This window comes from Rhizobium sp. 1399 (genome assembly GCF_031455475.1).
GTDB lineage: Bacteria > Pseudomonadota > Alphaproteobacteria > Rhizobiales > Rhizobiaceae > Rhizobium.
The window spans coordinates 104,312-121,558 of sequence record NZ_JAVDSU010000008.1; the positions used below are offsets into that span (position 1 = coordinate 104,312).

The window sequence follows — 17,247 nt, forward strand, 5'->3', positions numbered from 1 at the left end:
CTCGTGTCGGATCGGCTAACTCAGGAACCCTTGCCGCCGCACTTGCCGGTGGCAACGTTGAAGTTGCCGCAGTTCATCGGCTTGCGCCAATCGGAGATCAGATCCTTGGAGTCCGGCAGGAAGTCGGACCATTCGTCGCCGACGACCTCAGGGGTCTGCTGGACGATTTCGAACTGGCCGTTTGCCTGGATTTCACCGATCAGCACCGGCTTGGTGATGTGGTGGTTCGGCATGACGGTCGCGGTGCCGCCGGAAAGGTTCGGAACGGAAACACCGATAATGTGGTCGAGGACCGCATCCGTATCGGTCGTGCCGGCGGCCTGAACAGCCTTAACCCAAGCGTTGAAGCCGATATAGGCAGCTTCCATCGGGTCGTTGGTCACGCGCTTGTCGTTCTTGGTGTAGGCGTGCCATTCCTTGATGAACTTCTTGTTGATCGGCGTATCGACCGATTCGAAGTAGTTCCAGGCTGCCAGATGGCCGACGAGCGGCTTGGTGTCGAGACCGGCAAGCTCTTCTTCGCCGACCGAGAAGGCGACGACCGGAATGTCGGTTGCCTTGACGCCCTGGTTGCCAAGTTCCTTGTAGAAGGGAACGTTAGCATCACCGTTGATGGTGGAGACGACGGCGGTCTTCTTGCCGGCAGCGCCGAATTCCTTGATCTTCGAGACTTCCGTCTGCCAGTCGGAGAAGCCGAACGGCGTATAGTTGATCAGAATGTCTTCCTTCGGAATGCCCTTGGATTCGAGATAGGCTTCCAGGATCTTGTTGGTCGTGCGCGGATAGACGTAGTCGGTGCCTTCGAGCACGAAGCGCTTAACGCCTTCGGTGTTCATCAGGTAGTCGACGGCCGGAATTGCCTGCTGGTTCGGAGCGGCACCCGTATAGAAGATGTTGCGCGAGGATTCTTCACCCTCGTACTGGACCGGGTAGAAAAGCAGCGAGTTCAGCTCTTCGAAAACCGGCAGGACCGACTTGCGCGAAGACGAGGTCCAGCAACCGAAGACGGCCGCAACCTTGTCCTTTTCGATCAGTTCGCGTGCCTTTTCGGCAAACAGCGGCCAGTCGGAAGCCGGGTCGACGACGACGGCTTCGAGCTTCTTGCCGAGGAGACCGCCCTTCTTGTTCTGCTCATCGATGAGCATCAGCATGGCGTCTTTCAGCGTCGTTTCGGAAATCGCCATCGTGCCGGAAAGCGAATGCAGCACGCCGACCTTGATCGTGTCGTCGGCAGCAACCGCGCCATGGAAGGCGGCCGATGCGGCCATGACCGCGCCGAGCGCTGCACCCGTGATAGTGGACCTGAGATTCATCTGGTTGAACTCCCCTCTTCTTGTTCCGCAACAGGCCGGAAACGGAAATTAACTGTTGCCGAGGGGACTATCGGGTGCTGCAGCGCAAAAACACATACGCAAAATGACGTAGGCGGCAGGGGCAAACAGGGCATCCCACGGAGAGGATGCCCTGTCAGTTCGATATTATCCGCCGATCGTCAAGGTGACGGATGTCGGGCCATAGGAAAGGGTCGCCTTGTGGCCGGAGATGGTGAACCTGTCGAAGATGCCGGTGATGGCTCCCGCCTTCAGGATCTCGATCTTCGTTCCGGGCGCCGGGGCGTAGCCCGAGGCAAGTGTGACGTCGAGGTCGCCGGAGAGTGCCGCCTTGCCCGCGATGACCAGCGTGCCCGCGCCGTCAGCACCGAGCGTCGGTTTCGCCACGGCATTGGCGAGCTGCTGGTAATCACCGCCTACGGTCAGCGGCTTATCGGCTGCCAGGACGAGAGAACCGCCGTTCACGGACAGTCCGCCGGTGCCGAAGGCCGAGGGCGAGCCTGCCACCAGCACGCCTTCTTCCAGCACCGTGCCGCCGGCATAACTGTTGGCGCCGGAAAGGCCGAGAATGCCGCTGCCACGCTTCGCCAGTTTGCCCTTGCCGCCGATATCGTTGCGCCAGGTATCGATCGCATTGAAGCCGCCCTTTGCGGCATCCATCGTCACGGTCACGTCCTGATCGAAGGCGCCATAGCCGTCTGCCGCGGCAAACAGGTTGAGGCGGCCATAACCTTCAGCATCATCGAGCAGCGGATAGCCCGAGGCGATCTCCGTCGTGCCAAGCACGTCGCGGCGCTGCTCGCCGTCGAGATAGGGCAGACGCGTTTCGAGAAGCGCTTCGGCGCCCTGCGGCACGCGCGCCGGCTGGTCGGTCCCATGGATGGTAGGCAGGCCATAGCTCAGGCGCTGCAGCACGTAAGCACGGTTGGCGTCATGATCGGCGAAACGGTCTGCGGCGGGCGGCGCTGCATGGGCCGCGACTTCGAGCGCGCCCGCATCCGCAACGCCCGACTTGGCAATGAGCCATGACTGCGCTTGGGCGTAAGCATCGCTCTTCAGCACTGAATTGTCGGCCTTGTTCAGATTGTAGACGACCACGGCGGTGCCGAGCATGCGGCCGCCCATCACGTCGAGGGGGGAATGCATGCCGGCAAGGATACGGTCTTCGCCCAATTCGCTGGCGCGCGTGATCATTTCCTGAAAACGCTGCGGCACGAGATAGGCCATGGCGAGCGCATCGCGCCAGGCTTCCGCCGTATGCCCGCTCGGGAAGCCGCCGTCCTCGACCGGCTTGCCGTTCTTGGCGGGCTCGAGCGTCGGGACGACCGAGACGTCCTGGCTCCAACGATAGGGACGGGCATATTTGAAATAGCGCTTGGCCGGCTCCGTCGAGCCATCACCGCTCGCGGCATTGATGAAATCGATGGCAAGGCCCATGTCCGGATTGGCATCGGTCTTGTTTTCCGTGTCCGGCTTGCTGCCGGCGCCGCGATTGTTGCCCTTGTCGTCGTATTTCACCGTCGTCGCATCGGCCGCGACTGCGGTGATCGTAGTGGTCTGCTTGGAGCCCGCCTTCCAGGCATCCGTCAGCGGGCCGAGGCCATCGACAATGCTGGCATTCTTGCCCCGCCGATCGTCGAGATAAGCAGCAACCGCCTGATCGGCCGTCCGTGCTCGCGTCGCCTTGACGACATAGGCAATGTTCGCGTCATGGACGAGCTTGTTGACGACTTGGCCGTCTGTCTTGCTTGAGGGAATGCCGTCCCAATCCGTCTTGGCAACCGCAGGGCAATTGTCCTTGGCCGGGGCCTCTACACCGGCGTCGACGAACGGCGTGCGCGGCGTCCAGACTTCGAGGAAGCCGGAGAGAAGATGGACGGCGGCATTGGTGTCCACCGTCGAGAAGCAGGCGTCGCCACGCTTGTTGGTGTTTCCAGCCTCCACATAAGGCGCTTTCGCCGCCGTGGCCTGCTCGGCGGCGGCAAGCGATGGCACGAGCGAAAGAAGGCAGACGAGCGCGGTGCTCAGGCGGCAAAGGCTTGGAACAGACATGGTGATACCCGAAATGGTTGAACGGACGGCGCGAGAGTTAGAGCCCTTATGTGACAGACCGGTTTCAAAAATATTGCCGTTCTGTGAATCTGCCGGCGTTCCGCCTCTTGCCTTTCCCGTCCATCCCGCCAAAAGTGGCTCGGGAGACGATAAGCTGACCGGAACGCCGGAAAGAGGGCATGACAGCGCGCCAACGCATCATTCCGGTGAGACGCGAATATAATCGCTGGGTCGCCAACCAGACGCTTGAAGATTACGCGCTGCGCTTCACCGCAAAGAGCGCCCGGCGTTTCTCCTCCCAGCGCATCTCGCAGACGGCGATCGGCGCTATCTCCTTCCTGGCGCTGGAGGCGATCGGCGGCGCTATCACACTGTCCTACGGCACCACCAATGCCTTCTATGCCATCATCGTTGCCTCGGTCGCCATGCTGGCGATCGGCCTGCCGATCAGCCGATACGCCATTCGCCACGGCGTCGATATCGACCTGCTGACGCGCGGTGCAAGCTTCGGTTATATCGGCTCGACCATCACCTCGCTGATCTACGCCAGCTTCACCTTCATGCTGTTTGCGATCGAGGCCTCGATCATGTCGGGTGCGCTGGAGCTGACGCTCGGCATTCCACTCTGGATCGGCTACATCATCAGCGCCGTGATGGTGATCCCGCTCGTCACCCACGGCGTGCGGCTGATCAGCAAATTCCAGCTGATGACCCAGCCTTTCTGGATCATCCTGAATATCCTGCCCTTCATCTTCATCGCCTTTCTGGACTGGGGCCAATTCGACGTCTGGCGCGCCTTTGCCGGTATCCGCCACGTCTCCGGCCCCCCCGGCACGGTCGCAGATTTCAATCTCGTCGAATTCGGCGCAGCTTCCGCCGTCATCCTGGCGCTGATGTCGCAGATCGGCGAACAGGCGGACTTCCTGCGCTTCCTGCCGCCGGACCCGCAGCGCAAATGGCGCCATCGCCTCGCCATCTTCCTCGCCGGTCCCGGCTGGGTCATCATCGGTGCACCCAAGCTGCTTGCCGGTTCATTTCTCGTCGTGCTGACCTTCTCCTCCGGCGTGCCCCTCGACCGCGCCGCCGACCCGGCGCAGATGTATCTGACCGCCTTCGGCTACATGATCCCCTGGCACAATGCCGCCCTGCTGCTGATGGCCGCCTTCGTCGTGGTCTCGCAGTTGAAGATCAACGTGATGAATGCCTATGCCGGCTCGCTCGCCTGGTCGAACTTCTTTTCGCGCCTGACCCACAGCCATCCCGGCCGCGTCATCTGGCTGGTCTTCAACGTGGCGATCGCGCTGCTCTTGATGGAGCTCGGCATCTACCGGCTGCTTGAGGAAACGCTCGGTATCTTCTCGATTATCGCCATGGCCTGGCTCTGCACGATCTCGGCCGATCTCTTCATCAACAAGCCGCTCGGCCTTGCTCCTCCCGGCATCGAATTCAAGCGCGCCCATCTCTATGACATCAACCCGGTCGGCCTCGGCGCCATGACGCTGTCGGCCGGCGTCGCGCTCATCGCCCATTTCGGCACCTTCGGCTCGATCGCAGCTTCGCTTGCGCCCTACATCACCCTCGTGATCGCGCTGATCGCCTCCCCCACCCTCGCCTGGGCGACGAAGGGCAAGTTCTATCTCGCCCGCAAACCGCGCCGTGCCTGGAAGAACCTGACCACCATCACCTGCTCCGTCTGCGAACATCCCTTCGAGCCTGAAGATATGGCCTGGTGCCCGGCCTATGCCGCTCCGATCTGCTCGCTCTGCTGCTCGCTCGACAGCCGCTGCCACGACATGTGCAAGCCGAATGCCCGCTTCAATGCGCAGGTCGGCGCCGTCGCAAAGACCCTGCTGCCGGAAACCATGGTCCAGAAGCTGACCACCCGCCTCGGCCGCTACGGTATTGCCGTGGCGCTGGCGCTGACGGCCGTCGGTGCAATTCTTGCGATGATCGCCCATCAGGTCAGCTCGGCCTCGCCGGAGACGGCCGAAGTCGTGAACCGCACCATCCTGATCGTCTTCTTCGTCTTCTCGGTCATCGCCGGCGTCGCCTGCTGGTTCTATGTGCTTGCCCATGACAGCCGCGTCGTCGCCGAGGAAGAATCCTCCCGCCAGAACACCCTGCTCCTCAAGGAAATCGCTGCCCACAAGAAAACCGATGCCGCACTGCAGACTGCCAAGGAAACCGCTGAAGCCGCCAACCGTGCCAAGAGCCGCTATGTCGTGGGCCTAAGCCACGAATTGCGCACGCCACTGAATGCCGTTCTCGGCTATGCGCAGATCCTCGAACGCGACGAGACGATTCCCGCGCCACGCCAGTCCTCGATCAAGGTGATCCGCCGCAGCGCCGAACATCTCTCCGGTCTGATCGATGGTCTTCTGGACATCTCGAAGATCGAAGCCGGCCGTCTGCAGGTCTATTCGAACGAAATCAATATCCAGGACTTCCTCGACCAGATCGTCGATATGTTCCGACCGCAGGCGCAGGCAAAGGGGCTCACCTTCATCCACGAGCGTGCTCCGTCCCTGCCGCAATTCGTGCGCACCGACGAGAAGCGGCTGCGCCAGATTCTCGTCAACCTGCTCTCCAATGCCATCAAGTTTACCGACGAAGGCAGCGTAACCTTCGATGTCGGCTACCGCAGCCAGGTCGCGACCTTCACCGTCTCCGACACAGGCCGCGGCATCGCCGAGAAGGATCTGACGCGCATTTACGAACCCTTTCAGCGCGGCGAAGCGGAGAGCGTGCGGCCGATGCCCGGTCTCGGCCTTGGCCTCACCATCACTCGCCTACTGACCAACACGCTCGGCGGCGAAATCTCTGTCACGAGTGAAAAGGACAAGGGCTCGACCTTCCGCGTCCGTCTCATGCTGTCGGCCGTCATGCGCGCCGTTGCAGCACCGCCGCAGGAAAAGAAGATCGTCAGCTATGACGGCCCGCGCCGCACTATCGTCGTTGTCGACGACAATGAGGATCATCGCGAGATGATGCGCGAAATCCTGGTCCCCCTCGATTTCATCGTGCTGACGGCCGCGACCGGTCCCGACTGCCTGACGCTGGTCGAAGGCATCGAGCCGGATCTCTTCCTCGTCGATATATCCATGCCCGGCATGAACGGCTGGCAGCTCGTCTCCCGGCTGCGCGAGACGGGACGTACAGCGCCGATCCTGATGCTATCAGCAAATATCGGCGATGCCGCCGCTCACAGCGACAGCGACGACAGCCACAGTGACGCGATCGGCAAGCCGGTCGACATCAAGCAGTTGCGCGACAAGCTGGCCCTGCATCTCGCCCTGAAATGGCTCTATGCCGACGATCAGACACCCGCGCCGGTGATTGCTGCCATGCCGCTCAAGAGCCCTGGAACAGCGCATGTACAGGAACTGCTGCGTCTCGGCGAGATCGGCTACATCAGAGGCATAGAAGCCAAGCTCACCGACCTTGCCAAGGTGGAGGCAAATCAGCCATTCACAGAAGAACTCCGCTCCTATGTCGCCGCCTTCGATCTCACCGGCTTCATGGATTTCCTGCATAAATTCGAAGAAAAAGGTGAAACCGTTGGCTGAGCTTCCCCGCGACATCGTTCTGCTGGTCGATGATTCGCCCGAGGCCCTCGGCTTCCTGACCGACGCACTGGAACAATCAGGCTTTTCCGTACTGATTGCCACCTCCGGCTCGGCCGCGCTCAATATCGTCGAGCGCATCACGCCCGATCTCATCCTCCTCGATGCGGTCATGCCCTCGATGGACGGTTTTGAGACCTGCCGCCGCTTGAAGGCCAATGCCGCCGTCGCCCAGGTGCCCGTCATCTTCATGACCGGGCTCACGGAAACCGAACATGTCGTGCACGCGCTGGAATCAGGCGGCGTCGACTACCTGTCGAAGCCGATCAATATCGACGAGCTGCGCGCCCGCATTCGCGTTCACCTGCGCAACGCACGCTCGGCGCAGAGCGCGCGCGTGGCGCTCGATGCCGCCGGCCGCCACCTTCTGGCCGTGAAGGGCAATGGTGCGATCCACTGGTCGACGCCGCAGGCAACCCGCCTCGTCAACGCCGCCATGGGCAGCGACGACGGCATGGAGGTTGTCTCCCGCACGATCGGCAACTGGATGAAGGAACGCGCCGCAGCCGCCCGCGATGCACTCATCTCCATTGCTCATGCCGGGCAGGCTGCCCTGCAACTCGCCTTCCTCGGCGCCATCGGTCCGGACGAATATCTCTTCCGCTTGACGGCCGCCAACCAGCGCAACGACGACGCGGTCCTGCGTCAGCACTTTGCGCTGACACAGCGCGAATCCGAGGTTCTGATGTGGATCGCCAAAGGCAAGGCCAACCGCGATATTGGCGAAATTCTCGGCCTCTCTGCGCGCACGGTGAACAAGCACCTGGAACAGATCTATGTGAAGCTCGGCGTCGAGAACAGGGCATCCGCCGCCGTGAAGGCAGCGCACGTACTGCATGAGATATAAGGGGCAGCAGGCAGCACCCTCAAACCACCCGGTCCGGCGCCTCGCGGCCCTCGAAGAAATCAGTCACATTCTCCACGACCTTCATCCCCATCGCTGTGCGGGTTTCCTCCGTCGCGCTGCCGAGATGCGGCAACAGAACGACATTCTCCATCCGCCGCAATGCGTCCGGCACATGCGGCTCCGCCTCGTAGACATCGAGCCCTGCGCCGCGGATCGCGCCTTTATCAAGCGCAGCAATCAACGCCATCTCATCGACCACGTCGCCGCGCGCCGTATTGATGAGGAAGGCGCCTGGCTTCATTGCCGTAAGCCGCGCAGCATTCATCAAATGCCGGTTTTCTGCGCCGCCGGGGCAATGCAGCGAGACGAAATCGGAAGCGGCAAGCACCTCCTCCACCGAAGCAAGCTGACGTGCTCCGTAGCGTGCCGCTTCGGCGGGATCGATCTGTGAGCGATTGTAGAACACGACATCCATGCCGAAGCCGAAATGGCAGCGTTGTGCGAAAGCCTTGCCGATTCGTCCAAAGCCGATAATACCGACCGTCTTGCCCGTCACCTTCGTGCCAACCATATGCGTTGGGCACCAGCCCTTCCATTCGCCGGAACGCAGCTGCCGCTCGCCCTCCCCGCCGCGACGTGCGACGGACAGAAGAAGCAGCATGGCGATATCAGCCGTGCAATCGGTCAGCACGCCAGGCGTGTTCGTCACCACGATGCCCTTCGCCTTGGCGGTGGCGATATCGATGTGATTGAAGCCAACCCCGAAATTGCCGAGGATTTTCGTACGGACATCCCCGGAAAAGACCGCAGCCGGCAGCTTGTCAGAAACGGTCGGCAACACCGCATCATAATCCGCCAGCGCCTGACGCAGTTCGCTTTCAGCAAGCGGTACATCATCTCTGTTGAGCGTCAGGTCGAAGCGCTCCGCGAGCACGGCCTCTACCGCGGCAGGCCAGCGTCGGGTGACGAGAATGCGGGGTTTTGGCATGAATCTGGATCCTCCATCCTTTGCCTCTGACTTAGGCCATGAAGGCTAGGAATGGAATGGCTTTCGAACCCGTAGAGACTGCGATCTTGACCGGCGCAGGCGAAACGAAAGAAGCCCGGTCGATGACCGGGCTTCCATGAAAGGCATCACTGCCAGAGGCTGAAATTAGTCGGCCTTCGGGAAGTAGCTGTACTTGCCGTCTTCGCCCTTCTTCCATTCGTACATCACGTAGCCTGGAAGCTTCGGGTCGCCCTTTCCGTCGAAGGAGATATCGCCGAGAACGGTCGGGAACGGACCCTTTTCCTTCATGGCTGCGGCAACAGCTTCAGCGTCGGTAGATCCGGCAGCCTTGGCAGCAGCAGCGATCGTCTGCAACGCAGCGTAGGAGTAGAGGGTGTAAGCTTCCGGATTGAAGCCGGCAGCCTTGAACTTCGCAACGAGGTCCTTGTTGGCCGGGTTGATCGTCGGATCCGGGCCGAAGGTGTTCAGCGTACCGGCAACGGCGTCACCAGCGATGGAAGCAAGTTCGTTCGAGACGATACCGTCACCCGAAACGAGCGCTGCTTTCAGGCCCTGGTCGGCCGACTGGCGGATGATGAGACCGGCTTCGGTGTGCAGACCACCCCAGTAGATGATCGAAACGCCGGCTTCCTTCATCTTTGCGATGAGGGCCGAGAAGTCCTTGTCGCCGACGTTCACGCCTTCGTACATGACTTCGGTGACACCAGCGGCATTCAGAGCCTTCTTGGTTTCGTCAGCGAGACCCTGGCCATAAGGAGTCTTGTCGTGAATGACGGCGATCTTGGCGTCCTTGAAGTGGTCGGCCAGATACTTGCCGGCGATAGCGCCCTGCTGGTCGTCACGGCCGCAGGTGCGGAAGGTGTTCCACAGGCCACGCTCGGTGAAAACAGGGTTGGTAGCAGCCGGGGTAATTTCGAGAATGCCGTTTTCGGCGTAAACTTCAGAAGCCGGGATGGAAACGCCCGAGTTGAAGTGACCGATAACGAACTTCACGCCGTCAGCAACGAACTTGTTGGCAACGGAGATACCCTGCTTCGGGTCGGAAACGTCGTCGCCGAGTTCGATCTTGATCTGCTCGCCGTTGATGCCGCCAGCAGCATTGATGTCAGCGGCTGCCTGCTCGGCACCCTTCTGCAGCTGGGCACCGAACGCAGCGTTCGGGCCTGTCAGCGGACCACCCACGCCGATCAGGATGTCAGCTCGTGCGATGCCGCCGAAAGCGACGATCGCCGTCAGTGCCACCGCTGACAAGAGAGACTTCTTCATATTGTTACTCCCAATTTTTGGGCGGGTTTCTTCCAAGGCCTGACGCATACCCCACCTTTGACTGCGCCAGGAAAGCTGTTCCGCTCTGAAGGCAATTCATGCCTAGTTTCAACGGGCTGTCAATGTTTCTCCTTCCACGAAAACGCGGAAGTTTTTTCATACAGCCAGTAATAGTTGTTCACCATTTGGTTGGTGCGGCGATAGCGGAACCCTGCTGTCGAGAAGATCAGCAGAGTTACGAAATCGATAATGTAGAAGAGGCCGCTGAGCATCGGGCCGTTAAACAGCGCGTGATGCAGGAATTGCATCGCCCATGCGAGCAGGAAGGTATAGACGACGACCAGCGGATAGTTGTTCCAGCCGTCCGCAACCGCCCTGCCGGCACGCCACGCCGTCCAGAAACCGATGAGCACAACGAGTCCGCGGATGACGATCTTTACGCCGTTGTCGCTTTCGAAGAAAAGTCCCTGCATAATCAAACTCTCCCTTCTGCGGTCAATGCCGCCCGCCTTCGAGATAGGCAGCACGGACCTCAGGATTGGCAAGCAGTTCCTTGCCGCTGCCGCTCATCGTCACCTTGCCATTCACGAGCACATAGGCACGGTGCGACAGCTTAAGTGCGGCGAATGCGTTCTGCTCCACGAGGAAGACGGTCAGCCCTTCCTTCTCGTTCAGCACCTTGATGGCTTCAAAGATGCCCTTGACGATCAGCGGCGCGAGGCCGAGCGAGGGTTCGTCGAGCAGCAGGAGTTTCGGGCGGGCCATCAGCGCGCGGCCGATCGAAAGCATCTGCTGTTCACCGCCCGAAAGGGTACCGCCGCGCTGCGACTGGCGCTCTTTCAAGCGCGGGAACATCGTGAAAATCTTCTCGACGTCCTCATTGAAATATTTGAGGTTGTCGAGACCCGCGCCCATCTGAAGATTTTCCAGAACGGTCATGCGTGGGAAGATGCGTCGTCCCTCGGGCGACTGCGCGATACGCAGCCGTGCGATCTCGTGCGTCGGTAGCCTGGTGATGTCCTGGCCGTCGAAGATGATCGAGCCGGTACGGGCCTGCGGGCTGCCGCAGATCGTCATCATCAGCGTCGACTTGCCGGCGCCATTGGCGCCGATCAGGCTGACGATTTCACCCTTTTTCACCTCGACATCGATGCCGGCGAGTGCGCGGATATTGCCGTAATATGTCTCGACGCCCTGAACCTTGAGAAGCTGTTCTCCGGCCGCCATCAGATTGCGCCCCCTTCTACGGTCGCAATGACCTCTTCGACTTCTTCATCTTCGACACCGAGATAGGCCGCAATAACCCTCGGGTCGTTCTTCACGTGGTCAGGGTTGCCGTCGGAAATCTTCTGGCCGTATTCCAGAACGATGACGTGGTCGGAAATTTCCATGACCACCGACATGTCGTGCTCGATGAGCAGGATAGAGGTCCCGGTTTCGGTGCGAATGCCTTTCAGCAAGGCATTGAGCGCTGCCGATTCACGCGGATTGAGACCGGCAGCCGGCTCATCGAGGCAAAGCAGCTCCGGACCGGTGCACATAGCGCGGGCGATTTCCAGACGACGCTGGGCGCCGTAAGGCAGGTCGCCGGCAGGATCGTCGGCGCGGTCGATAAGATCGGCCTTCTCCAGCCAAAAGCGCGCAAGCTCGATGGCGGCAGCCGCTTCCTTCTTATAGGGACCGATGCCGAGCAGGCCGAGCACCGTGAAGCCCGAAGCCTTCATCAGCTTGTTGTGCTGGGCAACCAGCAGATTTTCCAGAACGGTGAGGCCCGAGAACAGGCGGATGTTCTGGAAGGTACGGGCAACCTTGGCTTCCTTGGTGATGCGGAAGTCCAGCAGACGCTCGAGCAGGTACTGCTTGCCGCTCTTCTGCGTCAGCGTAATCATGCCCATCGTCGGCTTGTAGAAGCCGGTGATGCAGTTGAAGACGGTCGTTTTGCCCGCACCGTTAGGGCCGATCAGCGCGGTGATCTCGCCGCGCTTGGCCTCGAAGGATAAGTCGTTGATGGCCATCAGGCCGCCGAACTTCATCGACAGGTGCTCGACCTTGAGCAAAGTGTCATTCGACATCGTATTCTCGACGGGGCTCATCAACCATGGCCCTCCTTGGTAAAGCTTCCGGATACCGCCTTGCGCTCCTTGAGGAAGGCTGTCGGTTCACGCGAACCGACGAAACCGCGCGGCTTGAACAGCATGACGATGACCATGGCAAGGCCGAAGAGCAGCATGCGGTAGAGTTCCGGCGTGAAATCCGGCCCAAAGACGACCTTGAGGAAGTCCATTTCGCGCAGCACTTCCGTACCGCCAACCATGACGACGGCGGCAATCGCAATACCTGTCAGCGAACCCATGCCGCCGAGAACGACGATGGCGAGGATGACGGCCGATTCCAGGAACACGAAGGATTCCGGCGAGACGAAGCCCTGGCGTGCGGCGAAGAAGGAGCCGGCGAAGCCACCGAACATCGCACCGGTGGCGAAAGCCGTCAGCTTCGTCGTCACCGTGTTGATGCCGAGCGAGCGGCAGGCAATTTCATCCTCGCGCAATGCTTCCCACGCACGGCCGATCGGCATGCGGCGCAGACGGATCGTCACATAGGCCGTCAGCATGCAGAGCGCCAGAATGACGTAGAACAGGAAGATCTTGTAGTAGGCCGATGATGACGGCAGGCCGAAAACTTTGGCGAAATTGTTCGCCTTGCCGACATCGAAGCTCAAGATGCCGAAAACCGAAGCCTTGGCGATGCCGGAGATACCGAAGGTACCCTTGGTCACTTCCGTCCAATTGATGATGACTAGGCGGATGATTTCACCGAAGGCAAGCGTGACGATCGCAAGATAGTCGCCGCGCAGGCGCAGCACCGGAAAGCCGAGGATGACGCCCCAGAGAGCTGCAAAAATGCCGGCGAGCGGCAGCAGCACCCAGAAGGACAGACCGAAATGGGCCGAAAGCAGCGCATAGGAATAGGCGCCGACCGCGTAGAAGGCGACGTAACCGAGGTCGAGCAGCCCGGCGAGGCCGACGACGATGTTCAGACCCCAGGCGAGCATCACATAGATCAGGATCTGGATGCCAAAATTGTCCACCCACTTCAACGCGCCCTGCGGGCCGAGGAAATAGGCAGTGGCAAGCGGATAGACCAGAAGGAATACGAGCGCGATCTTCAGGAAATGCGTCCGGAAGAAGCCCTTCTCTGTCGAAATCTCGAGATCGCCTTGCCGCGCCTTCGAAAGCTTGCGCTGATCAAGATGCGGCCTGACGAAAACGACCACGATGAAACGGCCGACGGCGGCGACCAGCACGAAAATGGCCAGCAATCCCCAGCGCTGAACGACGATCAACTCATTGTTGATGTTCTGCTGCGTGCCGAGACCGACATAGAGAACGAACAGGCCAAGTGCGATGAGGCCGGAGAAGAAGGCTTCCCTAAGCCCCTTCTGGACAAGCCCGGCGTCGGACTTGCCAGCGGAAGTGTCGATGTTTGCCATGACTTATACCTTCTCGACTTCCGGCCGGCCGAGAATGCCCGTCGGCTTGAAGATCAGCACGAATGCAAGAATGGCAAAGGTAGCGACATCCTTGTACGCGATGGTGAAATAGGCCGACCACAGGGATTCGATAAGGCCGATCATCAGCCCGCCGAGAACAGCGCCCGGCAGTGAGCCGATGCCGCCGAGAACGGCTGCAGTGAAGGCCTTAACGCCCGGAACGAAGCCGTCGTTGAACGAGGCGACACCATAATACATCAGGTACATCGTGCCGGCGACGGCAGCGAGTGCCGCACCCATGATGAAGGTTATGGAGATCGTCTGATCGACATTGACGCCGAGCAGGGCTGCCATCTTGCGGTCTTGCTCCGTTGCGCGCTGGGCGCGCCCGAGTGCCGTCTTGTTGACGATGTACCAGAAGGCGGCGAGCAGGACGACGGTCACAATGATGATGATGATCTGCTTCAGCGAGATCGAGAGATTGCCGACATTATAAACCGTGCCGACAAGTGGCGGGATCGGCTTGTTGCGCGGACCCTGCGTGACCTGGATGAAGTTCGATAGCGTGATCGACATGCCGATCGCGGTAATCAGCGGCGCCAAGCGGAAAGAACCGCGCAGCGGGCGGTAGGCGACGCGCTCGATCGTCCAATTCCACAAACTCGTCATCAGCATCGCGACCACAAGCATCGCCAGCAGCAGCACGGCTACCGGAAGACCTGCAAAGATGGATGTGAGAACGAGAAAGACGATAAGAGCAGCGAAACCACCGAGCATGAAAATGTCGCCATGGGCGAAGTTGATCATGCCGATAATGCCGTAAACCATCGTATAGCCAATAGCCACAAGGCCATAGATGGATCCGAGAGTCAGCCCATTGAAGAGCTGCTGGACAAAATACTCCATATGTCATTTCCCCTGGATGCGAACCAAATTTAAGTTGCATCTCTTATTAGTTTTATCGCTCGTGCTTTCACACGAGCCACTAGTCGCATTGCATAGCGGTTTCGTTGGAAATGTGAAGACAAAAAGGATTTATTGCGCCAGAATCTTGGGCAAACAGGCCTCAATGGCGCAATTCAAATCAAAATCCACACAAAAGCGGCAGCGACTGGCAAATTTTTAGCCAGAATGGGCTTCGCTAATAATTTTTTTGGCACCGAACGAAGCCAGAAACGCTCGCCTTATGCGTAAACTGTTCCACAAGTAAGGAAATCGACGAAATTTCAAACTCGAAGATGCTGTCAATTGCAAATGGCATTTCACGGGCAATTGCTTCTGACGCGTTTTGTGCAAACCTTACGAGCCTGTGCTAATGTTACGGGATTCCAGCAAAGGGGTGCGGCAGCACCTCCTATACACTATATATAGCGCGGTGGTCTCAAGACGAATTTGCAGACGAACGGCAGGAATATGCTGAAGACATTTGAACGGGCGGCACTCGAAGCCGGCAAAGCCATTATAGAAGTCTTCTGTGATGGCTGCCCGGTGGAAATGAAAGCCGATGCAAGCCCGGTGACGATCGCCGACCAGGAGGCCGAGCGCATAATACTGGCGCATCTGAAACGTGATTTCCCTGAGATCCCCGTCATCGCCGAAGAATCGGTAGCCGCTGGCAGAGTGCCTGATATCGCCGGAAAGTCCTTCTTTCTGGTCGATCCCTTGGATGGCACCCGCGAATTCCTGGATAAGCGCCAGGAGTTCACCGTCAATATCGCCTATGTGGAAAATGGCATCCCCGTCGCCGGTATCGTCTATGCCCCAGCGCTCGGCATCGCGTTTTCCGGCGAGCGCGAAAGCGCGGAGAAACTAGCGATCGACGAGAACTTTGCGATAACGGAGAGAATGCCGATCAAAGTGCGCAAACAGCCCGCAGAAAGTATGGCGCTCGCGAGTTTTCGGCATGATAGTCCCGAGACTGGCCTCTTCCTCGCGAGGCACGCGATCTCCAAATGCACCAACATCGGCTCGTCCCTGAAATTCTGCCTGCTGGCAGAAGGCAAGGCCGACGTCTACCCACGCTTCACCCGCACCATGGAGTGGGATACCGCGGCCGGCGATGCGGTGTTGCGTGCAGCCGGCGGATCGACTGTTACGATGGACGGCCAGCCACTCCTCTACGGCAAAACCGGGGCGGCTGCTGATTTCGACTTCGCAAATCCCCATTTCGTCTCCTGGGGCGGCACGAAGCCTGCGCTCGAGCGGGCGTAGCGATCGCCGAAAGTCGGTGTCTTTCAGCTTTGTCGCCGCAATATTGTAGCGGGCTGTTCGATACCATTTCCTGGATGCCTCCGGCCGGGAAAATCACCCGGTAAGTTCCATCTCCGGTCTTCACTTCTGATTCGGAGTCCGCGCCCTTCCCTTCTTCCGGTCGCATGCCCTCCCGCCGCAATGTCGCCACAATCGCTACCGCCGCCATCATGTGACTTCGGTAACATTAACGCGTGAGCAGACATAATTATGGTATTAACTCCATAGTTTCGGAATACAAATTCCGACAGCCTCCGCTCATCCGGCTCCGGCGCAATAGACAATAAATTCGATCTAGACGGGACCGGGATCCCGTAGACCCTGCGGGAATGGAGCGTTTTGGCACGGTGTAAGCCATGGCCATCACAACCGTCGTCTGTGTTCCGAATCTGACCAAACACATAAGATTCCTAATAAAAACCCCGGTTGAAAAATAAAACTCCTGATTTTGCATAAACTTAACGCAACTGCGAAGTTTGCTGCGATGCGAAATTTCTCTGGACTCGGTTAAACAAATGTCGCAAATTTAGGATGTAGTAGGGTTAAACGTCGCCTAACATTCTGGTGCCTTAATGTGGCGCTAACCAAGCCAGCGAATGACACCGCCGAAAGCTTCAAAATACAAAGGGTAGATCCTTGAGCGTCATGGACCTTAACAAGAGTATTTCTGAAGAGAACTTTCGCGTTCCGCCTGTTCGTCAGGTGAACGCGAGGTTCCCAGTTACCGCACTCGACAGCATCGTTCCGCCACCTGCCTCCATGCAGTTCGTGCTGAAGCGAGCCTTCGATATTTTTGCCTCGATCAGCGCACTTATCGTGCTTGCTCCGCTTCTTCTGGTCGTCGCAGCCCTGATCAAGATGGACAGCCCCGGTCCGGTGCTCTTCAAGCAGACGCGCTGGGGCAAGAACTGCCGGGCCATCAAGGTCTACAAGTTCCGTTCCATGCGTACGGATATGCAAGACGTCACCGGCGTTGCGCAGACGGTCAAGAATGACCCCCGCGTCACACGCGTCGGCGCTTTCCTGCGCCGTTCGAACATTGACGAGCTCCCGCAGCTCCTCAATGTGCTGAAGGGTGACATGTCGGTTGTCGGGCCGCGTTGCCATGCAATCGGCATGCGTGCCGGCGGCATGCTCTATGAAGAGCTGGTTCCGGAATATCATCACCGCCACGCCATGCGTCCGGGCATCACCGGCCTGGCGCAGATGCGCGGCCTGCGCGGCCCGACGGACCGTCCGGCCAAGGCGCGCGCCCGCATCGCCAGCGATCTCCACTATGTCGAGAACTTCTCGATATTAATGGACATCCGCATCATCATCGGAACGCTGATTTCCGAGCTGAATGGCGGCAAAGGCTTCTGATTGGAGAAGTAAGGGTA

General features: G+C 59.5%; 13 protein-coding genes. 4 read left to right on the forward strand and 9 right to left on the reverse strand.

Features of this window, described 5'->3' with window-relative positions; all coding sequences use genetic code 11:
- Nucleotides 1–20: 20 nt before the first annotated feature.
- Both urtA and J2X71_RS23795 read right to left on the reverse strand, forming a co-directional pair.
- A complete protein-coding gene (gene urtA, locus J2X71_RS23790) occupies nt 21–1,313 on the reverse strand; it encodes an urea ABC transporter substrate-binding protein (protein WP_310385664.1) in 1,293 nt (430 codons plus the stop codon).
- Between the two features lie 165 nt (nt 1,314–1,478).
- Complete coding sequence (locus J2X71_RS23795; RefSeq protein ID WP_310385665.1) at nt 1,479–3,383, reverse strand: phosphatase PAP2 family protein; 1,905 nt, start codon at nt 3,381–3,383, stop codon at nt 1,479–1,481.
- 179 nt (nt 3,384–3,562) lie between these two features.
- Here J2X71_RS23795 and J2X71_RS23800 point away from each other — a divergent pair, with 179 nt between their 5' ends.
- A complete protein-coding gene (locus J2X71_RS23800) occupies nt 3,563–6,949 on the forward strand; it encodes an ATP-binding protein (protein WP_310385667.1) in 3,387 nt (1,128 codons plus the stop codon).
- Nucleotides 6,942–7,853 (forward strand): response regulator transcription factor, encoded by a 912-nt coding sequence (locus J2X71_RS23805; protein WP_310385669.1) that lies wholly within the window; start codon nt 6,942–6,944, stop codon nt 7,851–7,853. Before J2X71_RS23800 ends, J2X71_RS23805 begins: the two co-directional genes overlap by 8 nt.
- Before the next feature lie 19 nt (nt 7,854–7,872).
- On the opposite strand, the gene J2X71_RS23810 is transcribed toward J2X71_RS23805, so the two are convergent.
- The 7 genes from J2X71_RS23810 to J2X71_RS23840 all read right to left on the reverse strand — a co-directional run bounded on the left by J2X71_RS23810 (nt 7,873) and on the right by J2X71_RS23840 (nt 14,524).
- A complete protein-coding gene (locus J2X71_RS23810) occupies nt 7,873–8,841 on the reverse strand; it encodes a D-glycerate dehydrogenase (protein WP_310385671.1) in 969 nt (322 codons plus the stop codon).
- A 165-nt stretch (nt 8,842–9,006) separates the two neighbouring features.
- Nucleotides 9,007–10,128, reverse strand: a complete 1,122-nt coding sequence (locus tag J2X71_RS23815) for a branched-chain amino acid ABC transporter substrate-binding protein (RefSeq protein WP_113321635.1) — start codon at nt 10,126–10,128, stop codon at nt 9,007–9,009.
- A 119-nt stretch (nt 10,129–10,247) separates the two neighbouring features.
- Entirely contained in the window at nt 10,248–10,601 is a 354-nt protein-coding gene (locus J2X71_RS23820; RefSeq protein ID WP_113321634.1) for a DUF6867 family protein, read from the reverse strand.
- A gap of 22 nt (nt 10,602–10,623) precedes the next feature.
- Nucleotides 10,624–11,355, reverse strand: a complete 732-nt coding sequence (locus J2X71_RS23825; RefSeq protein ID WP_007816029.1) for an ABC transporter ATP-binding protein — start codon at nt 11,353–11,355, stop codon at nt 10,624–10,626.
- Nucleotides 11,355–12,221 carry an ABC transporter ATP-binding protein gene (locus J2X71_RS23830; RefSeq protein WP_113321633.1) on the reverse strand — a complete coding sequence of 289 codons (867 nt, stop codon included), beginning with the start codon at nt 12,219–12,221 and terminating at the stop codon, nt 11,355–11,357. Before J2X71_RS23830 ends, J2X71_RS23825 begins: the two co-directional genes overlap by 1 nt.
- A complete protein-coding gene (gene livM / locus J2X71_RS23835) occupies nt 12,221–13,618 on the reverse strand; it encodes a high-affinity branched-chain amino acid ABC transporter permease LivM (protein WP_310385677.1) in 1,398 nt (465 codons plus the stop codon). Before livM ends, J2X71_RS23830 begins: the two co-directional genes overlap by 1 nt.
- A 3-nt stretch (nt 13,619–13,621) precedes the next feature.
- Nucleotides 13,622–14,524 (reverse strand): ABC transporter permease subunit, encoded by a 903-nt coding sequence (locus tag J2X71_RS23840; RefSeq protein WP_310385679.1) that lies wholly within the window; start codon nt 14,522–14,524, stop codon nt 13,622–13,624.
- Nucleotides 14,525–15,031: 507 nt separating this feature from the next.
- Between J2X71_RS23840 and cysQ the strand changes: the two genes are divergently transcribed.
- Together cysQ and J2X71_RS23850 are read left to right on the forward strand one after the other, a co-directional pair.
- A complete protein-coding gene (gene cysQ / locus J2X71_RS23845; RefSeq protein ID WP_310385681.1) occupies nt 15,032–15,829 on the forward strand; it encodes a 3'(2'),5'-bisphosphate nucleotidase CysQ in 798 nt (265 codons plus the stop codon).
- A 684-nt stretch (nt 15,830–16,513) separates the two neighbouring features.
- Complete coding sequence (locus J2X71_RS23850) at nt 16,514–17,230, forward strand: sugar transferase (RefSeq protein WP_405049745.1); 717 nt, start codon at nt 16,514–16,516, stop codon at nt 17,228–17,230.
- The last annotated feature ends 17 nt before the right edge of the window (nt 17,231–17,247 follow it).

Excerpts from the sequence above, each read along its gene's own strand:
- J2X71_RS23840 (WP_310385679.1), bottom strand. The coding sequence starts at position 14,524 with ATGGAGTATTTTGTCCAGCAGCTCTTCAATGGGCTGACTCTCGGATCC.
- J2X71_RS23825 (WP_007816029.1), bottom strand. The coding sequence starts at position 11,355 with ATGGCGGCCGGAGAACAGCTTCTCAAGGTTCAGGGCGTCGAGACATAT.
- livM (WP_310385677.1), bottom strand. The coding sequence starts at position 13,618 with ATGGCAAACATCGACACTTCCGCTGGCAAGTCCGACGCCGGGCTTGTC.
- cysQ (WP_310385681.1), top strand. The coding sequence starts at position 15,032 with ATGCTGAAGACATTTGAACGGGCGGCACTCGAAGCCGGCAAAGCCATT.
- J2X71_RS23820 (WP_113321634.1), bottom strand. The coding sequence starts at position 10,601 with ATGCAGGGACTTTTCTTCGAAAGCGACAACGGCGTAAAGATCGTCATC.
- J2X71_RS23850 (WP_405049745.1), top strand. The coding sequence starts at position 16,514 with ATGGACCTTAACAAGAGTATTTCTGAAGAGAACTTTCGCGTTCCGCCT.
- J2X71_RS23810 (WP_310385671.1), bottom strand. The coding sequence starts at position 8,841 with ATGCCAAAACCCCGCATTCTCGTCACCCGACGCTGGCCTGCCGCGGTA.
- J2X71_RS23815 (WP_113321635.1), bottom strand. The coding sequence starts at position 10,128 with ATGAAGAAGTCTCTCTTGTCAGCGGTGGCACTGACGGCGATCGTCGCT.
- J2X71_RS23800 (WP_310385667.1), top strand. The coding sequence starts at position 3,563 with ATGACAGCGCGCCAACGCATCATTCCGGTGAGACGCGAATATAATCGC.
- urtA (WP_310385664.1), bottom strand. The coding sequence starts at position 1,313 with ATGAATCTCAGGTCCACTATCACGGGTGCAGCGCTCGGCGCGGTCATG.
- J2X71_RS23795 (WP_310385665.1), bottom strand. The coding sequence starts at position 3,383 with ATGTCTGTTCCAAGCCTTTGCCGCCTGAGCACCGCGCTCGTCTGCCTT.
- J2X71_RS23830 (WP_113321633.1), bottom strand. The coding sequence starts at position 12,221 with ATGAGCCCCGTCGAGAATACGATGTCGAATGACACTTTGCTCAAGGTC.